This window comes from Novosphingobium lentum NBRC 107847 (assembly GCF_001590965.1).
GTDB lineage: Bacteria > Pseudomonadota > Alphaproteobacteria > Sphingomonadales > Sphingomonadaceae > Novosphingobium > Novosphingobium lentum.
Genome location: NZ_BCTW01000007.1, coordinates 150,081 through 168,296 on the forward strand (window position 1 = coordinate 150,081; position 18,216 = coordinate 168,296).

The 18,216-nt window shown below is 65.1% G+C and carries 21 protein-coding genes and 1 pseudogene; 18 read left to right on the top strand and 4 right to left on the bottom strand.

The genetic code is table 11. The features are described from left to right. Positions 1–117: 117 nt before the first annotated feature. Both NL2_RS08005 and NL2_RS21410 read right to left on the bottom strand, forming a co-directional pair. Positions 118–366: a hypothetical protein gene (locus NL2_RS08005; RefSeq protein ID WP_051586743.1), complete on the bottom strand. Its 249-nt coding sequence runs from the start codon at positions 364–366 to the stop codon at positions 118–120. A gap of 124 nt (positions 367–490) precedes the next feature. Continuing rightward, positions 491–658, bottom strand: coding sequence for a DUF6771 family protein (locus NL2_RS21410; RefSeq protein WP_169799489.1), 168 nt, complete (start codon positions 656–658; stop codon positions 491–493). Between the two features lie 207 nt (positions 659–865). Here NL2_RS21410 and NL2_RS08010 point away from each other — a divergent pair, with 207 nt between their 5' ends. The 13 genes from NL2_RS08010 to NL2_RS20720 all read left to right on the top strand — a co-directional run bounded on the left by NL2_RS08010 (position 866) and on the right by NL2_RS20720 (position 12,940). After that, a complete protein-coding gene (locus NL2_RS08010) occupies positions 866–2,896 on the top strand; it encodes a conjugal transfer protein TraG (RefSeq protein WP_036524237.1) in 2,031 nt (676 codons plus the stop codon). 2 nt (positions 2,897–2,898) lie between these two features. Beyond that, positions 2,899–3,324 carry a hypothetical protein gene (locus tag NL2_RS08015; protein ID WP_036524239.1) on the top strand — a complete coding sequence of 142 codons (426 nt, stop codon included), beginning with the start codon at positions 2,899–2,901 and terminating at the stop codon, positions 3,322–3,324. Further along, positions 3,321–4,325 (top strand): P-type conjugative transfer ATPase TrbB, encoded by a 1,005-nt coding sequence (gene trbB, locus NL2_RS08020; protein ID WP_174522599.1) that lies wholly within the window; start codon positions 3,321–3,323, stop codon positions 4,323–4,325. Before NL2_RS08015 ends, trbB begins: the two co-directional genes overlap by 4 nt. Before the next feature lie 7 nt (positions 4,326–4,332). After that, complete coding sequence (locus NL2_RS08025; RefSeq protein WP_439646887.1) at positions 4,333–4,695, top strand: TrbC/VirB2 family type IV secretion system protein; 363 nt, start codon at positions 4,333–4,335, stop codon at positions 4,693–4,695. After that, entirely contained in the window at positions 4,692–4,964 is a 273-nt protein-coding gene (locus NL2_RS08030; RefSeq protein ID WP_036524242.1) for a VirB3 family type IV secretion system protein, read from the top strand. The genes NL2_RS08025 and NL2_RS08030 overlap by 4 nt, the downstream gene beginning before the upstream one ends. Beyond that, positions 4,958–7,429: a conjugal transfer protein TrbE gene (gene trbE / locus NL2_RS08035; protein ID WP_036524245.1), complete on the top strand. Its 2,472-nt coding sequence runs from the start codon at positions 4,958–4,960 to the stop codon at positions 7,427–7,429. Before NL2_RS08030 ends, trbE begins: the two co-directional genes overlap by 7 nt. A 2-nt stretch (positions 7,430–7,431) precedes the next feature. After that, the gene (gene trbJ, locus NL2_RS08040) at positions 7,432–8,151 is read left to right on the top strand and encodes a P-type conjugative transfer protein TrbJ (protein WP_036524810.1); all 720 of its coding nucleotides are present in this window, start codon (positions 7,432–7,434) and stop codon (positions 8,149–8,151) included. Positions 8,152–8,286: 135 nt separating this feature from the next. Further along, on the top strand, positions 8,287–9,591 hold the full coding sequence (gene trbL, locus NL2_RS08045) for a P-type conjugative transfer protein TrbL (protein ID WP_036524247.1): 1,305 nt from the start codon (positions 8,287–8,289) through the stop codon (positions 9,589–9,591). A 3-nt stretch (positions 9,592–9,594) separates the two neighbouring features. Further along, positions 9,595–10,449, top strand: coding sequence for a conjugal transfer protein TrbF (gene trbF / locus NL2_RS08050; protein WP_051586744.1), 855 nt, complete (start codon positions 9,595–9,597; stop codon positions 10,447–10,449). After that, entirely contained in the window at positions 10,446–11,273 is an 828-nt protein-coding gene (gene trbG / locus NL2_RS08055; RefSeq protein ID WP_036524250.1) for a P-type conjugative transfer protein TrbG, read from the top strand. The genes trbF and trbG overlap by 4 nt, the downstream gene beginning before the upstream one ends. Next, the gene (locus tag NL2_RS08060; protein WP_036524252.1) at positions 11,270–12,478 is read left to right on the top strand and encodes a TraB/TrbI/VirB10 family type IV secretion system protein; all 1,209 of its coding nucleotides are present in this window, start codon (positions 11,270–11,272) and stop codon (positions 12,476–12,478) included. The genes trbG and NL2_RS08060 overlap by 4 nt, the downstream gene beginning before the upstream one ends. Next, positions 12,478–12,690, top strand: a complete 213-nt coding sequence (locus NL2_RS08065) for a DUF2274 domain-containing protein (protein WP_036524254.1) — start codon at positions 12,478–12,480, stop codon at positions 12,688–12,690. Before NL2_RS08060 ends, NL2_RS08065 begins: the two co-directional genes overlap by 1 nt. Beyond that, complete coding sequence (locus NL2_RS20720) at positions 12,596–12,940, top strand: helix-turn-helix domain-containing protein (RefSeq protein WP_081798938.1); 345 nt, start codon at positions 12,596–12,598, stop codon at positions 12,938–12,940. Before NL2_RS08065 ends, NL2_RS20720 begins: the two co-directional genes overlap by 95 nt. A gap of 187 nt (positions 12,941–13,127) precedes the next feature. Here NL2_RS20720 and NL2_RS21110 read toward each other — a convergent pair whose 3' ends face one another. Beyond that, positions 13,128–13,421 (bottom strand): DUF4166 domain-containing protein, encoded by a 294-nt coding sequence (locus tag NL2_RS21110; RefSeq protein ID WP_218006098.1) that lies wholly within the window; start codon positions 13,419–13,421, stop codon positions 13,128–13,130. Positions 13,422–13,542: 121 nt separating this feature from the next. On the opposite strand from NL2_RS21110, the gene NL2_RS08070 reads away from it, so the two are divergent. Both NL2_RS08070 and NL2_RS08075 read left to right on the top strand, forming a co-directional pair. Continuing rightward, positions 13,543–14,175 carry a DUF1326 domain-containing protein gene (locus tag NL2_RS08070; protein WP_068073565.1) on the top strand — a complete coding sequence of 211 codons (633 nt, stop codon included), beginning with the start codon at positions 13,543–13,545 and terminating at the stop codon, positions 14,173–14,175. A 113-nt stretch (positions 14,176–14,288) separates the two neighbouring features. Next, positions 14,289–15,026: a DUF2182 domain-containing protein gene (locus tag NL2_RS08075; RefSeq protein ID WP_245647617.1), complete on the top strand. Its 738-nt coding sequence runs from the start codon at positions 14,289–14,291 to the stop codon at positions 15,024–15,026. 21 nt (positions 15,027–15,047) lie between these two features. Here NL2_RS08075 and NL2_RS21115 read toward each other — a convergent pair whose 3' ends face one another. Then, positions 15,048–15,224 carry a hypothetical protein gene (locus tag NL2_RS21115; RefSeq protein WP_157083094.1) on the bottom strand — a complete coding sequence of 59 codons (177 nt, stop codon included), beginning with the start codon at positions 15,222–15,224 and terminating at the stop codon, positions 15,048–15,050. A 190-nt stretch (positions 15,225–15,414) separates the two neighbouring features. Here NL2_RS21115 and NL2_RS08080 point away from each other — a divergent pair, with 190 nt between their 5' ends. From NL2_RS08080 to NL2_RS08085, 3 genes and pseudogenes are all read left to right on the top strand, one after another. Then, complete coding sequence (locus NL2_RS08080; RefSeq protein WP_068073571.1) at positions 15,415–16,068, top strand: FABP family protein; 654 nt, start codon at positions 15,415–15,417, stop codon at positions 16,066–16,068. 198 nt (positions 16,069–16,266) lie between these two features. Then, positions 16,267–16,467 (top strand): annotated as a pseudogene (locus NL2_RS20725) (ubiquitin carboxyl-terminal hydrolase family protein); the annotation flags it as partial. Positions 16,468–16,473: 6 nt separating this feature from the next. After that, positions 16,474–18,138, top strand: a complete 1,665-nt coding sequence (locus NL2_RS08085; protein ID WP_068073572.1) for an FAD-dependent oxidoreductase — start codon at positions 16,474–16,476, stop codon at positions 18,136–18,138. Positions 18,139–18,216: the final 78 nt, after the last annotated feature.

The window sequence follows — 18,216 nt, forward strand, 5'->3', positions numbered from 1 at the left end:
TATCGGCCGCCGGGGCGGGGCTTTTGTGGCGCAGCGGTCGTGCCGAGGGACCTGGTTGCACGCTATCCGCCGGGAGCGAATAGCGTACCGGAACCGCACGCGCGACTTGATCGCAGGTCACTTATCGGGCGGCGTGTAGGCCTTTCCGTCGCCGAAGAACCCTTTGGATCGTTCGCGGCTCTCGGCCCTTTGCACGGCATAATCGGCGTTCGCGCATTCGCCGCCGCGGACTGACCCGTCCCTGCAGCCGGCGACAATCATGCGTGCTTCGTCGAGGTTCGCTTCGAAAAACTGCGTGCTGCGCGGCTCGCTCGGCGCGCAGGCGGACAGGCCGAACCCCGCAAATAGGATCATGGTCATGCGCATCGTCGTCTCCTTCAGTTTTGACGAGCGATTATAATCGCTTCGGTTCCGTCTTGAAGGAGAGATGGACCCAATTCTGGTTCGAATTTTCCGGACGGTCGCGCTGCGGCGGACGGACGGGCTGTCGTCAATCGGCAGCGCTGCCCTGCTTTTCGAGCGCGTCCGCGATCATGGCCGCGAGCGACTCCTCGGCTTGGACGCGCATAACAGAATCCTTGGAGTCGAGGTCGCGGCGCATCCATTGAGGCGCGCGTTCGATTACCTGGAGAATGATGTTGGTGAGGTCGCCGGTCATGCGCGGCCTATGCGCCAACCATGGTCGTCCGGCAATGGTGCAGTAGCCACCGGACTGACCAGCACAGTTCGCGCCAAAGCGCCGAAATCTCGCATCTGGTCGTCAAGAAGCAGTGAAGCGACAGCGGAGCGACAGTGTCGGTGAGGCGCCGACCGATGCCATTCTTGCCGGGCAAGAGCGATCCCCGTTCTTGCCGGAGCAACATCCATGTCGCCAACCCGCCTCCTCTTGGGCCAGATCTTCATCGTCTTTGCGATCGTCGTCCTCGGCGTCTGGGCGGCGACACAATGGTGTGCCGCGGCGCTCGGCTATCAGCCGCAGCTCGGCCCGGCATGGTTCGTCCTGTTCGGCACGCCCGTGTACGAACCCTGGGCCCTGTTTCCCTGGTGGTATCACTTCGAAGCCTATGCGCCCGAGATATTCGACACCGCTGGCGCCATCGCGGGCACCAGTGGATTTCTGGGCTGTGCGTCGGCGATCGCGGGATCCTTGTGGCGCGCGCGGCAGTCGAGTCATGTCACGACCTACGGGTCGGCGCGCTGGGCAAGCGATGGCGAGATCACGCGGGCGGGGCTGACGCGCGATGCGGGCGTGTTTTTGGGCCGGCATGGATCGCGATATCTGCGGCACGACGGCCCCGAGCATGTCATGGCTTTCGCGCCGACGCGTTCGGGCAAGGGCGTCGGCCTCGTCGTCCCCACGCTGCTCAGCTGGACCGGCAGCACCGTCGTCCATGACATCAAGGGCGAAAACTGGCAGCTGACCGCGGGCTGGCGCTCGCGCTTCAGCCACGCGCTTCTGTTCAATCCGACCGACGCCGCCTCGGCCAAATATAATCCGCTGCTCGAAGTGCGCCGCGGTGAACATGAGGTCCGCGACGTGCAGAATATCGCCGATATTCTCGTCGATCCTGAAGGGGCGCTCGAACGGCGCAATCACTGGGAAAAAACGAGCCACAGTTTGCTCGTCGGTGCGATCCTCCATATCCTCTATGCCGAGGAAGAGAAGACGCTCGCGCGCGTGGCGACCTTCCTCTCCGACCCGCAGCGGCCATTTGTGGCGACGCTCAAGCGGATGATGTCGACCAATCATCTCGGCACAAAGGACGAGCCGAAGGTCCATCCGGTGGTCGCGTCGGCGGCGCGCGAGATCCTCAACAAGAGCGAGAATGAACGCTCGGGCGTGCTCTCCACTGCGATGTCTTTCCTGGGGCTCTACCGCGATCCGACCGTCGCCGAGGTGACCTCGCGCTGTGACTGGCGCATCGCCGACCTCGTCGAAGCGCCGCACCCGATCTCGCTCTACCTCGTCATTCCGCCATCGGACATCAGCCGCACCAAGCCGCTCGTCCGCCTCATCCTCAACCAGATCGGCCGGCGGCTCACCGAAAAGCTCGACGATCATCGATCGACTGTGCGCCGCCACCAGCTCTTGATGATGCTCGACGAATTCCCCGCGCTCGGGCGGCTCGACTTCTTCGAGACAAGCCTGGCGTTCATGGCGGGCTATGGCGTGCGCGCCTTCCTCATCGCCCAGAGTCTTAACCAGATCGAGAAGGCCTATGGCGAGCACCACAGCATCCTCGATAATTGCCACGTCCGTGTTGCATTTGCGACGAACGACGAACGGACCGCGCGCCGCATCTCCGATGCGCTCGGGGTCGCGACCGAACAGCGCGCGATGCGCAACTATGCCGGGCACCGGCTCGCGCCCTGGCTCGCGCATGTCATGGTCAGCCGTCAGGAGACTGCGCGCCCTCTCCTGACGCAGGGCGAGGTGATGCAGCTCGACCCGAACGACGAGCTGGTCCTCGTCTCGGGTATGGCGCCGATCCGCGCCAGGAAGCTGCGCTATTATGAGGATCTACGCTTCAAGGCCCGCCTCGCGCCGCCTCCGGTGCTTAGCGGCGCCGTCTACCCCGATCGGCCTGCAGCGCGGGGCGATGACTGGGGCAACTTCGCGCGGCGTCCTGATCGCCGGCTCGAAGCTGCGGTCGATGTCGACACGACTGCCGACGACGGCGGTCTCCAGCAGCAGCGGACGCCCGATATGGCCGACGAAATGCCGGCTCCCGCGTTGCCGCCGAAGCAGCTCGACCTGCTCGGCCTTGAGATGGACGACGTCGATCCCGCCGCTGACAAGCGCGCCCTGGATCGTTCGCGGGGTTCGCTCGATACGGTGCAGCGCGCCCACGCACTCAATCAGGGACAGGGTGACGACACCCTGCCGAGCTTCTGACAATGGGACGCCGCAAGCTCAACAAGGTCCGCTACCAGCTCTTCCTGCCAGAGGAACTCAGCCAGCGGTTCGAGACCATCGCCGCGCAGCCCGGCGCAGCGAAGTCGGCGATCCTCGTCGACGCGCTCGCCGCCTGGCTCAATCGGCAGGCGGTATCCGAACTCGAGAATAAGTTCAGCGCGCGGCTCGACCGCATCTCGATGGCGCTCGGGCGAATCGAACGCGACGGCCAGATCCTGCTCGAAAGCCTCGCGCTGTTCATCCGCTACGAACTGACCGTGCAGGCGCCGATCGCCGAGGGCGACGAGGCAGCTCGCGCGATCGGGCGCGACCGGTTCAACGCGTTCGTCAGCCGCGTCGGCGAAGCGATGGCGAGCGGCGCGCGAACGCTCGGACCGGCATCCAGCGACAGGGAGCATCGGTCATGAGCGAAGGTCTGTCAGCGGCCCGCAGCCGCGCAATGCTGCGCACGGCCATGGGGCCGACGATCGCGGCGGCGCTCGCCGACCCCGAGGTCATCGAAATCATGATCAATCCCGACGGGTGCCTCTGGCTCGACCGCCTCGGGCGGGGACGCTGGGACACGGGTTCCCGGTTCGAGCCCGCGCAGGTCGAGCGGATCATTCGCCTCGTCGCGAGCCATGCGCGCACCGAGGCGCACGCCACCGCGCCGATCGTCTCGGCAGAGCTTCCGCCGCACGGGCAGGGGGCCGGCGAGCGGTTTGAAGGCGTGTTGCCGCCGGTGTCGACCGCGCCCTGCTTCTCGATCCGCAAGCCCGCCGCAAAGGTCCACACGCTGCTCGACTATGTGAAGGACGGCATCATGTCGGCCGAGATCGCGCGGCGCCTCGCGACCGCTGTCGTGGAGCGCCAGAATATCCTCGTCGTCGGCGGTACATCATCGGGCAAGACGACGCTTGCCAACGCCCTCCTCGCCGAAATGGGCGATCTCGACGAGCGCGTGATCCTGATCGAGGACACGCGTGAGCTTCAGTGCGCCGCGCGCGACGTCGTCGCGCTCCGCACCCGCACCGTGGGCGCCGACGGGATCGGCACCGTCACCATGGCCGATCTCGTGCGCTCGACGCTGCGGTTGAGACCCGACCGGATCATTGTCGGCGAGGTGCGCGGGCGCGAGGCGCTCGACATGCTCAAGGCTTGGAACACCGGCCATCCCGGCGGTATCGCGACGATCCACGCCAACAGCGCCGTCGCCGCTCTCTACCGGCTCGAGCAGCTGATCCAAGAAGCCGTGGTCACCGTGCCGCGCCGCCTGATCGCCGAGGCGATCGACATCATCGTCTTCATCTCGGGGCGCGGACTCGCGCGGCGCGTCGAGACGGTCGCGCGCGTCGGCGGCCTCGATCCTGATGGCGGATACGGCGTCGTCGACCTCACCCCCCAAATCACTGCGTCCGAAGGAGACTGATATGCACATGAATGCCACCGCGCGGCTGACCGACAAGGCCCGCGCCCGCGCCCCCGGACTCCTCAAGCTGACCGCGGCCTACTGGAGTCTCGGCCTGATCCTCTGCATCAGCGGAGCCGCGCAGGCAGCGGGTTCGGGCATGCCGTGGGAAGAACCGCTTCAGCAGGTGCTCGAATCTGTCCAGGGGCCGGTCGCCAAGATCGTCGCGGTGATCATCATCATCACGACCGGGCTGACGCTCGCGTTCGGCGAGACCGCGGGCGGCTTTCGGCGACTGATCCAGATCGTCTTCGGGCTGTCGATCGCCTTCGCGGCCTCGAGCTTCTTCCTGTCCTTCTTCAGCTTCGGTGGCGGGGCGCTCATCGCATGATCGGCGCCGGACAGCATATCGAGGGCTTCGAGGCGCCGGTGCATCGCTCGCTCGCCGAGCCGATCCTGCTCGGCGGCGCGCCGCGCGCGATCGCCATCCTCAATGGCACGCTCGCCGCCGCGCTCGGCCTCGGCCTCCAGCAATGGGTCGCGGGGATCGCGCTCTGGGCGTTCGGCCACACTGCGGCGGTGATGGCGGCGAAACGCGATCCCGATTTCGCGCCCGTCCTGATGCGGCATCTCAAGCAGCGGGGGCAACTTTCATGCTGATGCTCCACGAATATCGCCGCAAGGCCGACCGGCTTGCCGACCATCTGCCGTGGGCCGCGCTCATCGCGCCGGGCGTCATCCTGAACAAGGATGGCAGCTTCAGCCGCGTCCTCGCCTTCCGCGGCCCCGATCTCGAATCGGCGACCGAGGCCGAACTCGTGTCGGTCGCGGCGCGGGCGAACAATGTACTGAAGCGCTTTGGTTCGGGCTGGGCGCTCCACATCGAGGCCGAGCGCCGCGAAGCGCCCGGCTATCCGGCGAGTGCCTTTCCCGACGCCGCATCCTGGCTCGTCGACAGAGAACGGCGCGCGGCGTTCGAGAGCGCGGAGGCGCATTATGAGAGTCGCTATTATCTGACACTGACCTTCCTCGCCGAACCCGACCAGACCGACCGTGCCGGACGCGCGCTCGTCGAGCGCAGCGACGGCAACCAGGGACGCGACTGGCGGCAGGCGCTCGCCGCCTTCGTCGCCGAGACGGAGCGCGTGCTCGATCTCTTTGCCGGCTTCATGCCCGAGGTGCGCGCGCTCGATGACGCCGAGACGCTGACCTATCTTCACGGCACGATCTCGGCGTGGCGCCACGACGTCGCGGTGCCCGTGACTCCGATCTATCTCGACGGGTTGCTCGCCGACACGCCGCTCGTCGGCGGACTCGAGCCGATGCTCGGGGATTTGCACCTGCGGACACTCACTGTCCTCGGCTTCCCGAATCTGAGCCGCCCAGGCATCTTCGACGCGCTCAATCATGAAGGCTTTTCCTATCGTTGGGTGACGCGCTTCATAGCGCTCGATAAGACCGAGGCGACCCGCGCGCTGACCAAGCTTCGCCGCCAATGGTTCAACAAGCGCAAGTCGATCTCGGCGCTCCTGCGCGAGGTGATGTACAATCAGCCGGCGCAGCTGCTCGACAGCGACGCGGACAATAAGATGTTCGACGCTGACCTCGCGCTTCAGGCGCTCGGCGGTGACCATGTCGCATTCGGCCATCTGACCGCGACGATCACGGTGTGGGACCCTGACCGCGCCCGCGTCGAGGAAAAGGTCCGCAGCGTTGAGCGGATCGTGAACGGGCTCGGCTTCACCTGCATCCGCGAAAACATGAACGCGGTCGAGGCGTGGCTCGGGTCGCTCCCGGCGCAGGTCTACGCCAATGTCCGCCAGCCGCTCGTCCACACTCTCAATCTCGCGCATCTGATGCCGCTGTCTTCGGTATGGGCGGGACCGGCACGCAACGATCATCTCGGCGGGCCACCACTGCTCTATGCCGAGACAAGCGGTTCGACTCCGTTCCGTCTCGCGACGCATGTCGGCGACGTCGGGCATATGATGATCGTTGGGCCGACAGGTGCCGGCAAATCGGTGCTCCTCGGCCTGCTCGCCCTCCAGTTCCGGCGTTACGAGGGCGCGCAGGTTTATATCTTCGACAAAGGATTCTCGGCGCGTGCCGCGGTCTTGGCGATGGGCGGCGCGCATCATGCGCTCGGCCTTGGCGGAGGCGAGGGGGAAGGCGAGGGCGCCATCTCCTTCCAGCCGCTGCGCGCGATCGACCGGGCGGGCGAGTGCGCCTGGGCGGCCGAGTGGATCGCCGGGCTGCTCGCGCACGAAAAGGTAGCCGTCACCCCCGAGGTCCGCGAGGCGCTCTGGTCGGCGCTGACGAGCCTCGCCACTGCGCCGGTCGAAGAGCGCACGCTTACCGGCCTCGCATTGCTCCTGCAATCGGTGCCGCTGCGCTTGGCGCTCGCGCCTTACACGCTCGAGGGCCCGTACGGGCGGCTGCTCGATGCCGCCGAAGATGATTTGCGCGTCGCCGACGTCCAGTGTTTCGAGACCGAAGCGCTGATGGGTCAGGCAGTCGTCGTAGCGCCCGTGCTCAGTTATCTGTTCCACCGGCTCGAGGAGCGATTCACAGGGCGGCCGACCTTGCTCATCCTCGACGAGGCCTGGGTCTTTCTCGACAATCCGATCTTCGCGGCGCGCATCCGCGAATGGTTGAAAGTGCTCCGAAAGAAGAATGTCGCGGTGGTGTTCGCGACGCAGAGTCTCGCCGACATCGCCGACAGTGCGATCGCGCCGGCGATCATCGAAAGCTGCCCACAGCGCATCCTCCTGCCCAACGACCGCGCGGTCGAACCGCAGTCGGAGGCCGCCTATGCACGCTTCGGACTCAATGCGCGGCAGGTCGAGCTCATCGCGCGCGCCACACCAAAGCGGCATTATTATCTCCAGTCCGCGCGCGGCAACCGGCTGTTCGAACTGGGGCTGGGGTCCGTCGGGCTAACGCTGTGCGGCGCCTCCGATCCCGACACGCAGAAGCGCATCGACGCGATCCTCGCCGAACATGGCGTGGGCGACTTCGCCGCGCATTTTCTCCGCGGCGCCGGCCTCGGCTGGGCCGCCGAACTCCTTGCCGACTTCGCGCCACCTCAATCCCCCGCAGACCCGTCCCCCGAAGAAGGAGAATGAACATGAAGAAGCTTACCCTCGCCCTGCTGGCAGCCGCGCTTGCGCCGGCAACGATCGTCGCGGTCCCGTCTGCGCATGCGGTCCCCGTGTTCGACAGCGCCAACTACTCGCAGAATCTGCTCACCGCGGCGCGAACGCTTCAGCAGATCAACCAGCAAATCCAGTCACTTCAGAACGAAGCGCAAGTGTTGGCGAACCAGCAGAAGAATCTGAAGACGATCGACTTCCCGCAGATGTCGGCGCTCCAGCAGCGACTGCAGGACATCGAGCGGTTGATGGGGCAGGCGCAGGGGATCGACTTTCGGGTCGACCGTCTCGACGAGCAGTTCCGACAGGCTTTTCCGACGACCTTCGAGCATCTGGCTCGGCGCGACGAACGCATCGCGATCGCGAAGGAACGGCTCGAAAACGAAATGGCCGCATATCGCCAAACGATGAGCGTTCAGGGCGGCATCGTTGAAAATATTCGCGGCGATGCCGAAGTTCTTCAGGCCATCGTCGAGAAGAGCCAAGGCGCTGCGGGTAACCTGCAAGTGAGCCAAGCCACCAACCAGCTCCTCGCGCTCGCCGCCAAGCAGCAATTCCAGATCCAGCAGCTGATGGCGGCGCAATTCCGCGCCGAAGCGCTCGAACGCGCTACGCGCGCCCAGATCGCGCGTGAAGCCCGCGAGTCGACGCGCCGTTTCCTCGGCGACGGCAAGGCATGGACCCCGCCGCGCTGAGCCTGAGCTGACCGCTTGGGGCAGGACGGGCCGCACCGCTCCCCCGCCCACGCCTGTCCCGTCGCGGGGACTTATGCGGCCGTCCCTCTCCGGGCCGCCGGTCCCCGCGACAAAATTTCGAAGGAGGATCGCGATATGGACGATCTCAACGTCATCGACCAGTTCATGCAGGCGTTTATCGCCTACATCGACAGCGGCTTCGGCTTGCTGGGGCCTGATGTCGGCTTCCTCACCACGGTACTGATCGGCATCGACATCACGCTCGCTGGGCTCTTCTGGGCGCTCGGCGGCGAAGATGATATCATCGCGAAGTTCCTGAAGAAGATTCTCTATGTCGGCGCCTTCGCGCTGATCCTGAACAATTTCCAGTCACTCTCCGAGATCATCTTTCGCTCCTTCGCCGGTCTCGGCCTGACCGCCGGTGGCAGCGCGATCGGGGCGAACGACCTGCTGCTCCCGGGACGCCTCGGCGGGGTCGGATTCGACGCGGCGTCGCCGCTGCTCGAACGCGCGAAGGAGCTGGTCGGACCGATCGCCTTCTTCGAGAATTTCGTCGAGATTTCCGTCCTGCTGATTTCCTGGCTGATCGTCATCGCGGCCTTCTTCGTACTCGCGGTGCAGATGTTCATCACCATTCTGGAGTTCAAACTGACGACGCTCGCGGGCTTCGTTCTCGTACCCTTTGCACTCTGGAACCGTACCGCCTTCCTCGCCGAGCGTGTCCTCGGGTCGGTGGTGACCTCGGGCATCAAGGTCATGGTGCTCGCCGTCATCGTCGGCATCGGCTCCAACTATTTCGCCGAGTTTACGACTGCGCTCGGCGACGACCAGGTGATGATCGAACAGGCCGTGTCGCTGATGCTCGCAAGCCTTGCGCTTCTCGGTCTCGCGATCTTCGGCCCCGCGATTGCATCAGGTCTCGTTTCCGGAGCACCGCAGCTCGGCGCCGGCTCGGCGATCGCGACCACCGCGCTCGCCGCCGGCGGCCTTGCCATGGGCGGAGCCAGCGCGGTGGCTGCGGCACGAGGAGTGGGCGGTGCAGGGCTCGGCGCGATCCGTGCCGGCACATCGATGGGAAGCGCGGCGGGAACGGCCTACAAGCTCGGGCAGGAAACCTCGGGCTCGTCCACGATTCGCGCCGGAATCGGCGGGATGGCAACCGCAGCCAGTGGTGCTGCCGCCAATCGACTTCGTACAGCCGCCGGTCTCGATACGGCCGCGGCAAGCGGGCGTCAGGCCGCCTGGAATGCGGGCACAACGCAGGGCGGCGGTCCGTCATCGACCACCGCGCCCGCCGCATCCGACGCGGCACCCGCATGGGCGCAGCGCCTGCAAGGCCAGCAGAGCGCCCGCCACCGCCGTCAGATGGCGATGCACACGATCAAAGACGGCGATCGCGGCGGCGCCGGCATCACACCCGACATCAACGAAAGGGACTAAGTCATGCGATTCAAACGCGCATTGCAGCGTTATGGGCAGACGCCCGAACCCGTCACCCCGTATCAACGCGCCGGCCAGCTTTGGGACGAGCGCATCGGATCGGCGCGCGTGCAGGCCAGGAACTGGCGCCTCATGGCGTTCGGCGGACTGTTCCTCTCGACTGGTCTTGCCGTCGCGCTCGTCTGGCAATCGATGCAGAGCCGCGTCGTGCCTTATGTGGTCGAAGTCGACAATCTGGGGCGGGCGCAGGCCGTCGCGCCGGCAGGCGCCGAATATCGCCCCACGGATCCGCAGATATCCTGGCATCTCGGCCGCTTCATCACCGACATAAGATCGCGCTCGCTCGACGCGGTGCTGATGCGCGAGAACTGGCTGTCGGCCTACGACTTCGCCAGCGAGCGCGGCGCCCTGTTCCTCGGCGAATATGCACGGAGCTCGAGCCCCTTTGCCGAGGTTGGTCGGCGCACCGTGTCGGTGCAGGTGACGAGCGTCGTGCGCGCCTCGGAGACCAGCTTTCGCATCAACTGGACCGAGCAGGCATTTGATCGCGGCAGCCTCGCGGGAACATCGCGCTGGACGGCGGTCGTGACGATCAAGCTCCAGCCGCCACGCTCCGCCGAGGTCCTGCGCAGAAATCCGCTCGGCCTTTATGTCGACGCCATCGACTGGAGCCGCGAACTCGAGACGGCGGCGCCCGCAGCGGCTGCCAGCGCCGATCCGGGCTTATCGGAAAGACTGCGAACAGGACGGGACGCTGTGCCCATGCCGCCGCCGGCTGTTCCACTGGGGTCGCCGCTCGATCCGCCTGCCGTATCGATGCCGCCCACGGGGCCCGCTTTCAAAGGAGAAGCCCAATGATCCGTTCTGTTCTTTTTTGCGTGAGCCTTGCTGCGCTCGCGCCGCCTGTCTTCGGGCAGGCTCCTCCCGGGGTCGCACACGCCAACAGGGCCGCACTCCGCGAGCCATCGCCGTCGGGTTACATCAACGCGGTGCAAGTCTACCCCTATGGAGAAGGCGTACTTTACCGCCTCTTCGCCGCGCCGGAGCGCGTCAGCGATATCGCGCTGCAGCCCGGCGAGATGCTAACGTCGGTGGCCGCAGGCGACACGGTGCGCTGGACCGTGGGCGACACGACCAGCGGGAGTGGCGAGGCAAAGCGCACGCATCTCCTTGTGAAGCCTTTCGCGTCGGGGCTGTCGACCAATCTGGTTATTACGACCGACCGGCGCGTTTATCACGTCCAGCTGACCAGCACGGCGTCGACAGCGATGACGGCGATACGCTGGACCTATCCGCAGGACGAGATGCTTGCGCTCGCGCGCCGGCGCGAGACAGCGGAAGCCGCACAGCCAGTCTCCGCCGGCATCGAGATCGAAAGCCTCGATTTCGGCTACCGGATTAGCGGTGACTCGCCGCCATGGCGTCCACTGCGCGCATTCGATGATGGCCGTCAGACCTGGATCGAATTTCCTGCCGACATCGGGGCTGGCGAAGCCCCGCCGCTCTTCGTTCTTGGCGGGAAAGGAGAGGCCGAGCTCGTCAACTACCGGGTCGCGGGTCGCTATTATGTCGTCGATCGCCTCTTCGCTGCCGCCGAGCTTCGGCTGGGTGCGAAAAAGCAGAAGATCGTCCGCATCACCCGCGCCGGCAAAAAGCCAGCGGGAAGCGGGAGGGGGGCATGACCGACACCACCGCACCGCCCGATGCGGATTCGCCGAAGGTCGACCCCGAGACCTTGGTGTTACGCGCCAGCCCGGTGCGTGCCACGCGCTTCCGCCGCGGCGTGATCGTCGCGATCGGCGGGGCGGGCGCGACGTTGATCGCGGGCGCTGCCTGGCTGGCGCTCAAACCCGTGAGCCTCGGCTCGATGACGCCGGGCGACGACCGGGCGGTTGCTGCGAAGCCGCCTTCCGACGCGCTCGCTGGTGCACCTTCGAGTTACGGCGATATCCCGAAACTGGGGGCGCCGCTGCCGGGTGATCTCGGCCGCCCCATTCTCGAGAAGCAACGCGAGATGGACATGGCAATGCCGACCGATCCTGCAGCCGAGGCGGCCGCGCGTGCCGCGCAGGAGGCCGAAGCCGAGCGCCAGCGCCTCGCAGCCGAGAAACGCACCGCCCGCGAATCCGGCGTCATGCTGCAAATGACAAATGCGGCGGCGGGTCCGGCGGCCTATGCCGGATTATTGCCAGCACCGCCCGTTGCGGAGGCCGCGCCGTCCGGGACGGGCGCAGATCCCAATGGCCAGATGCGCAAGAACGAGCTTGTCGGTCGAGCGAATGGCCGCGGCGATGCGAATCCTCACCAGCTAGAAGCTCCGACGTCCCCGTGGACGCTCCAGGCGGGAAGCATCATCGCGGGGAGCCTCATCACCGGGCTGAACTCGGATGTGCCGGGCATTGTAACCGCGCAGGTGACCGAAAACGCCTATGACAGCGTGACCGGGCGAACATTGCTCATCCCGCAAGGTTCGCGATTGATCGGCAGTTACGACAGTGTCGTTGCCTTCGGGCAAAACCGGGCGCTCGTCGTTTGGCAGCGGGTCATCCTGCCCGATGGCGCGTCGATCAGGATCGATAACGTCCCGGCGAGCGATACACAGGGCTATGCCGGGCTATCTGATCGGGTCGATCGGCACACATGGCAGCTTCTCAAGGGCGTCGCTCTCTCGACGCTGCTCGGCGTTGGAACCGAACTCGGATGGGGCAGCAGCGAGAGCGATCTGGTGCGCGCCGTCCGCGAATCCACGCAGCAGAATGGTGCCCGAGCCGGCGATCAGCTTGTCGCCCGCAATCTCGATGTGCAGCCAACGCTCAAAGTGCGGCCTGGCTGGCCGCTTCGGATTGTCGTCCACAAGGATCTCGTCCTGAAACCCTGGAGGCGTTAATGGGAAATCTGAAGCTCCCCAAACTGCCCGAGCGTACCCTCGTCAAATGCACGATCCAGCTGACGCCCAATCTTGAAAAGTCGTTGCAGGACTACGCCGCGGCTTATGAGGCGGAATATGGCCAGATCGAAGCGGTCGCAGACCTCATTCCGCACATGCTGGCTGCATTCCTCGAAAGCGACCGCGGTTTCGCACGGGCTCGGAAGGCCTAGCCGCGTAGTGTCGGTAAGGAGTCGAAATGGGCAGAGGGGACCCGATGTCGAACCGATCACCGTTCGGGTCGACGATGCCGCGCGCATTACAGGGCTGTGCCGGTCGAAGATATTCCGGCTCATTGCCTCGGGTGACATCGAGACGGTCAAGATTGGTAAGGCACGGATCGTATTCGTTGACAGCTTGAACGCATTCCTGCGTGCCCGCGCGGCAGCTCAAAATAGTCGTCGATTGCCCGGTGATAGATGAGAAGCGCTGTTTGGCGGTGGATTGGCACGGTTCGTCGCAAAGGGAACAAATTGGGGGTGGTTTTCGGCGGATTTGGAAACATTAATGCGTAGTTTCAGACGGTTACCGGTAAAATATGGAACCCTCCTCCGCTACCAATCTGGTCCCCTTACAGGTGGCATCGCGGGTATTCCGTCGGTGCTCGTTACTAGCTTGGCAAGCAGGGGGCTGTCGGGACCCGGAAATGTGAAGTTGCTGGTGCGCCCTTCCATGCGCGCACCTTGGCAGGCGGGGGCCAGCGTGAAGGCGAAGCGGCCATGCCCAGGATCGGTGTGGTCGAGGTCAGCGCGCCCGGGCCCATCATCGCGGGCAGACGAAGGCGATGTGCGCCGATGCGCAGGAAGTAGTGGTCGCTGGGGAAACGGATCCCGTTCGCGTTCGCTTCCACCCTCAGTGCGATACCAAACCCGCCGCCCAGATATTCCTCAAGCCCGTCGGTCATCGCAGGCGGCTTGGGGTCGGAAGTCTTGCTTCGGAGCGCTCCCGTTCCCGCGCTGAGTGTGCTACGAAGTCCAGTCGACCGGATACGCATATGGCAAACCCAAAACGTGGGAGACTGCGCAATGGCCTACTGGAAATTGAAGGGGCGGGAACTCGCGAATTGCAATTGCGAATATGGCTGCAACTGCCAGTTCGGCGGACTGCCCGACAAGGGTGGTTGCCAGGCTGTATTCGCCATGGCCATCGACGAAGGTTTCCATGACCAGACCGATCTTGCGGACCTGAACATTGCTGCGGTTTTCCGGTGGCCTGGCCCGATCCACGAAGGAAAAGGCGAATGCGCGGCCTTTGTCGATGAACGGGCCAGTGAAGCACAACGCAATGCCTTGCTGACGATCATGACCGGCGGCGATACCGATCCGATGGCAACCGTATTTGCGGTCTTCGCAGCGACGGTCGAGACGATGCACGCGCCGAATTTCACGCCGATCGAGTTCATCGTCGACGTCGAAGGGCGCACGGGCCGCCTGCGCATCGACGGACATGTGGCGATGGACGGTGTGCCCATTCGCAGTCCGGTCGACGGTTCCGAAATCCGCGCGCAGATCCGGCTTCCCGATGGCTTCGAATACGAAGTGGCCGAGATCGGATCGGGCACCAGCCGGTCGATCGCTCCCATGACGCTCGAGCATACGGCCAGTTACGGCCAGTTCGCCCACTTGCATCTCGATAGCCATGGAGTCGTGAGGGCCTGATGCCCTCTGCGCTCGAGGCAGCACTGCGACGCCACCGGGCGTGGTCGATCGCTGCCCTTGTCCTGCTTTCGCTCCTGGCGTGGGTTTCCCTGATCGACGGCGCCGGAACGGGGATGGCGCCGGTCGTGTCGTTGCCGCCGCTCGGTGCGCGCGCCGCGATGACTGCGGGTGCGATGTCAGGCGCAAATTCCGGCCCGATGCCCGCGATGCCGATGGCGAGCCCAACCTGGTGGGCGGCGGGACAGTTTGTGCCGACCGCGTCGATGTGGCTGATCATGATGATCGCCATGATGCTCCCCTCCGCCGCACCGACGATCCTGCTTTATGCGCGCGCGGCAACGCACGGACGTGCACCCACGCGGCCCGCCACGGCGAGCTTCCTTACCGGGTATCTGGTCGCCTGGGCCGGCTTCTCGCTGGTGGCGGCGGCGCTGCAATTGCTGCTGGAACAGGGTGGAGCGCTCAGCCCGATGCTGATGGCGACGCACAGCCCTTGGCCGGCAGCGTTGATCCTGGTGGCCGCAGGCCTCTACCAGCTCAGCCCGGTCAAGGATGTGTGCTTGCGCCATTGCCGCAACCCCGCGCAATTCCTCAGCCGCCACTACCGCCCCGGCCGGTTGGGGGCCGCGCGGATGGGTGTCGTTCACGGCTGCTATTGCATCGGTTGCTGCGGCATCCTGATGGCACTGCTGTTCGTGGGCGGAGTCATGAACTTGGCCTGGATTGCGCTGCTCACGCTTCTGGTGGCGGCTGAGAAGATGTTGCCGCACGGCCGCAAGGTGGCACTGGTGACCGGTCTGGCGTGCGTGGCCGCGGGCATGACGATCGCTTTGAGCGTACCGCTTCGATAACAGCCCTGCGGTGCAGCCGGGTCAGATCGCGGTTTCCCCGCCAGGCGGGCCGGCAAGGCTCCACCCATCGATCCGTCGATCGCGCACGAACGCATGGTAAAGCGCTGTCAGCAATACGACAATGAGGACCGCGATCAGGCCGGGACGCCCGCCCACCGGATCGCTCCACACCAAGACCGACAGTGCCGCGACCGTCACCAGGCTCGCTATCAGCGGTCATGCGTCGCTTCGGACACTCCCCTTCGTACCTTGGCCCCCGCTCTCCAGAGGCATCTGCTCACGCAGTAAGCATGGAACTACGGCCGATCCGCAAGGGATATGGCGCCCGCGCTTGCGGGGGGTGACGCCCTGACATATCGCGGAAGCAACACTTCTGCGGGACAGTACGATGGCGAAAATTCCGGACGACATTTTCACCGAACCCGATTCCAGCCCCGACACTCTGGCCCAGCTTGGCCCGCTGCGCCGGCTCGCCGGTATCTGGTCGAGCGAAGGACCGCGGGGAGTCGATATCAATCCCAAGGCCGACGGTCCCGAGCGCCGCGTCTTCAGCGAGCGGTTCGAAGCCCATCCGATCGATGCCCAGGCCAATGGTCCGCAGCTGTTCTACGGCCTGCGCTACCACCTCCACATCAACACGCCCGAGGAGGACGCCACCTTCCACGACCAGACCGGCTACTGGCTGTATGAACCAGCGACGGGCCTTATCCTGCAAACGGTGGCGATTCCGCGCGGCCAGGTTGCGCTTGCATCGGGCTTCGCCGCGCCCGACGCGACCCGGCTGAAGCTGACCGCAACGCGGGGACAAACCGACTACGGCATCTGCTCCACGACATTTCTCGAGGAGGCCTTCCGTACGGATAGTTATTCGATCGAAGTCACGTTCAACCCTGACGGCTCGTGGAGTTACATCTCCGAAACGCTGATGGCAGTGCGGGGGCAGAAGGGTATCTTCAACCACAAGGACCAGAACACGCTGTTCAAGGTTGGCGAGCCGAACCCGAACCCGCTGGCGCAGATCGTCGGGTCACCTCCCGCCTGAACGCCAGGCCGGAAGCCAATTTCAGGCCGAAAGATCGCGAGGGTCTGCGCAGAACTCGCCGGGACGTGACGGAAAGCCATTTTTCCTTCCGCCCATTCGGAAACTGCACTATTTTTCGAAGCCGGAAAGGGAACGCTCAGTCGAGGAGATCAGCCATGACCGATACCGCGACGGTGACGGACGCGCGGGCATGTCGGGTGTTGCGACGGTTCTCCCAATCGCCATGCTTCGAAGCATTTTGCCACTTCGCAGCATCCAGATGTTGAAGGCTATGACCCGCCGGACGGTTGGAGGTGGTGCTACATCGACGAAGCGGTCGTCCCGCTGCCGAGCCAGACCGAACGGATCGGCCCCATCCCGCGCTTTGCCCAAGGCAAGCGGCGCCAGCATCGGAAGTAACGTTGAATGGCGAAGGTTCCTCAGACGATTATCGAACAGCGTGGTGACCAGATGTTTCCGACGCTCGGGCCGGGCGAAATGGCCCGGCTTGCGCGTTTCGGGACTCGGCGCAATTTTGGCACTGCGACGGCCATCGTATCGACCGGAGAAGCGGGCCACGGCCTGACGCTGGTCCTGTCTGGCAAGGTCGAGGTCACCCAGCGCGACAACGGTGAGGCCTTGCACATCGTCACCCACGGGCCGGGTTCGTTCATGGGGGAACTCGCGCAGCTTTCCGGTCGGCCGTCGCTGGTCGATGCCCATGCTCTCACGCCGGTCGAAGCCATGATCATCCCGCCGGAGCGCCTGCGGGCGCTGTTGATTGCGGAGGCGGATCTGGGCGAGCGGATCATGCGCGCGCTGATCCTGCGGCGGGTAGGATTGATCGAATCCGGGGCCGGGGGGCCAGTCATTGTCGGCCATGCCGGCGACCGCGCCGTGCTCAATCTGGCGGGGTTTCTCGGGCGAAACGGACACCCACACCAGCAACTGGACCCTGCTGAAGATGCCGGGGCAAGGGCGCTCGTCGAACGGTTCAGCGTCTCGGCCGACGAAATGCCGATCGTGCTGTGCCCGGGTGGCCAGTTGCTGCGCAATCCGAGCGAGAGCGCGCTTGCCCGGTGCATCGGAATCGTCGGGCCGATCGATCAGGACAAGGTGTTCGACGTTGCTATCGTCGGGGCGGGGCCAGCGGGACTTGCGACCGCCGTCTATGCCGGTTCAGAAGGATTGTCGGTCCTCGTGCTGGATTGCCGCTCATTCGGTGGCCAGGCCGGCGCTTCGGCAAGGATCGAGAACTACCTGGGTTTTCCCACCGGGATTTCGGGAATGGCGCTGATGGCCCGGGCTTACAACCAGGCGCAGAAGTTCGGGGTTGAAGTGGCAATTCCCGACGAAGCAACCAGGCTGGAGTGCAGCACGAACCCGGTACGGCTCGATCTCGCCACCGGCGAAACAGTCCAGGCCCGCGCCGTGGTGATCGCGACCGGCGCACGCTATCGCCGACTTGACGTGGACGGCCTCGAAAATTTCGAGGGCTCCGCGGTCCACTATTGGGCATCCCCGCTGGAAGCAGCACTGGTCGCCGGAGAGGATGTCGTGCTGGCTGGCGGCGGAAACTCGGCTGGGCAAGCTGTTGTCTTTCTCGCCACGCACGCGCGGTCCGTGACGGTGATCGTCAGGCGGCCACTGGAAGCGACCATGTCCAGTTATCTGGTCGACCGCATTGCAGGACTGACCAACGTGAACCTCGTCGTGGACTCGGAAATCGTCTCACTCGAGGGCAGTGGCGAAACACTCGCGGCCGTGATCTGGCGAAACAACCTCACCAAAGGTGAAGTCCGTCACGAAACCACGCACCTGTTTTCGTTCATTGGCGCCGACCCCAACACGGACTGGCTTGCAGCTGCCGGGCTCAAGGTCGATTCGAAGAATTTTCTCTGCACCGGACCATCAGCCGGGGAGGGGCGCCATCCGCTCGAGACGAGCCGCCGCCGCGTCTTCGCGGTCGGCGACGTGCGCTCGGGATCGGTCAAACGCGTCGCCTCGGCGGTGGGCGATGGCGCGCAAGTGGTCGCAGCCATTCATGCCCTGCTTGCGGTAGAAGAGACGATCGACCGGGCCCCTTCTTGAATGGCGGTCGCAATGGGACGACCGCTGTTCCGATCCAGGCTCGCGAAGCTGGTCCGAATGCAAACGGTCCACTTTCTG

Coding starts and splice junctions, on each gene's coding strand:
- NL2_RS08065 (WP_036524254.1), top strand. CDS start 12,478: ATGGGAAATCTGAAGCTCCCCAAACTGCCCGAGCGTACCCTCGTCAAA.
- trbG (WP_036524250.1), top strand. CDS start 10,446: ATGATCCGTTCTGTTCTTTTTTGCGTGAGCCTTGCTGCGCTCGCGCCG.
- NL2_RS08015 (WP_036524239.1), top strand. CDS start 2,899: ATGGGACGCCGCAAGCTCAACAAGGTCCGCTACCAGCTCTTCCTGCCA.
- NL2_RS08075 (WP_245647617.1), top strand. CDS start 14,289: ATGGCGCCGGTCGTGTCGTTGCCGCCGCTCGGTGCGCGCGCCGCGATG.
- NL2_RS08010 (WP_036524237.1), top strand. CDS start 866: ATGTCGCCAACCCGCCTCCTCTTGGGCCAGATCTTCATCGTCTTTGCG.
- trbL (WP_036524247.1), top strand. CDS start 8,287: ATGGACGATCTCAACGTCATCGACCAGTTCATGCAGGCGTTTATCGCC.
- NL2_RS08070 (WP_068073565.1), top strand. CDS start 13,543: ATGGCCTACTGGAAATTGAAGGGGCGGGAACTCGCGAATTGCAATTGC.
- NL2_RS08030 (WP_036524242.1), top strand. CDS start 4,692: ATGATCGGCGCCGGACAGCATATCGAGGGCTTCGAGGCGCCGGTGCAT.
- NL2_RS20720 (WP_081798938.1), top strand. CDS start 12,596: ATGGCCAGATCGAAGCGGTCGCAGACCTCATTCCGCACATGCTGGCTG.
- NL2_RS08005 (WP_051586743.1), bottom strand. CDS start 366: ATGCGCATGACCATGATCCTATTTGCGGGGTTCGGCCTGTCCGCCTGC.
- trbJ (WP_036524810.1), top strand. CDS start 7,432: ATGAAGAAGCTTACCCTCGCCCTGCTGGCAGCCGCGCTTGCGCCGGCA.
- NL2_RS21110 (WP_218006098.1), bottom strand. CDS start 13,421: ATGACCGACGGGCTTGAGGAATATCTGGGCGGCGGGTTTGGTATCGCA.
- NL2_RS08085 (WP_068073572.1), top strand. CDS start 16,474: ATGGCGAAGGTTCCTCAGACGATTATCGAACAGCGTGGTGACCAGATG.
- NL2_RS21410 (WP_169799489.1), bottom strand. CDS start 658: ATGACCGGCGACCTCACCAACATCATTCTCCAGGTAATCGAACGCGCG.
- NL2_RS08025 (WP_439646887.1), top strand. CDS start 4,333: ATGAATGCCACCGCGCGGCTGACCGACAAGGCCCGCGCCCGCGCCCCC.
- trbB (WP_174522599.1), top strand. CDS start 3,321: ATGAGCGAAGGTCTGTCAGCGGCCCGCAGCCGCGCAATGCTGCGCACG.
- trbE (WP_036524245.1), top strand. CDS start 4,958: ATGCTGATGCTCCACGAATATCGCCGCAAGGCCGACCGGCTTGCCGAC.
- trbF (WP_051586744.1), top strand. CDS start 9,595: ATGCGATTCAAACGCGCATTGCAGCGTTATGGGCAGACGCCCGAACCC.
- NL2_RS08060 (WP_036524252.1), top strand. CDS start 11,270: ATGACCGACACCACCGCACCGCCCGATGCGGATTCGCCGAAGGTCGAC.
- NL2_RS08080 (WP_068073571.1), top strand. CDS start 15,415: ATGGCGAAAATTCCGGACGACATTTTCACCGAACCCGATTCCAGCCCC.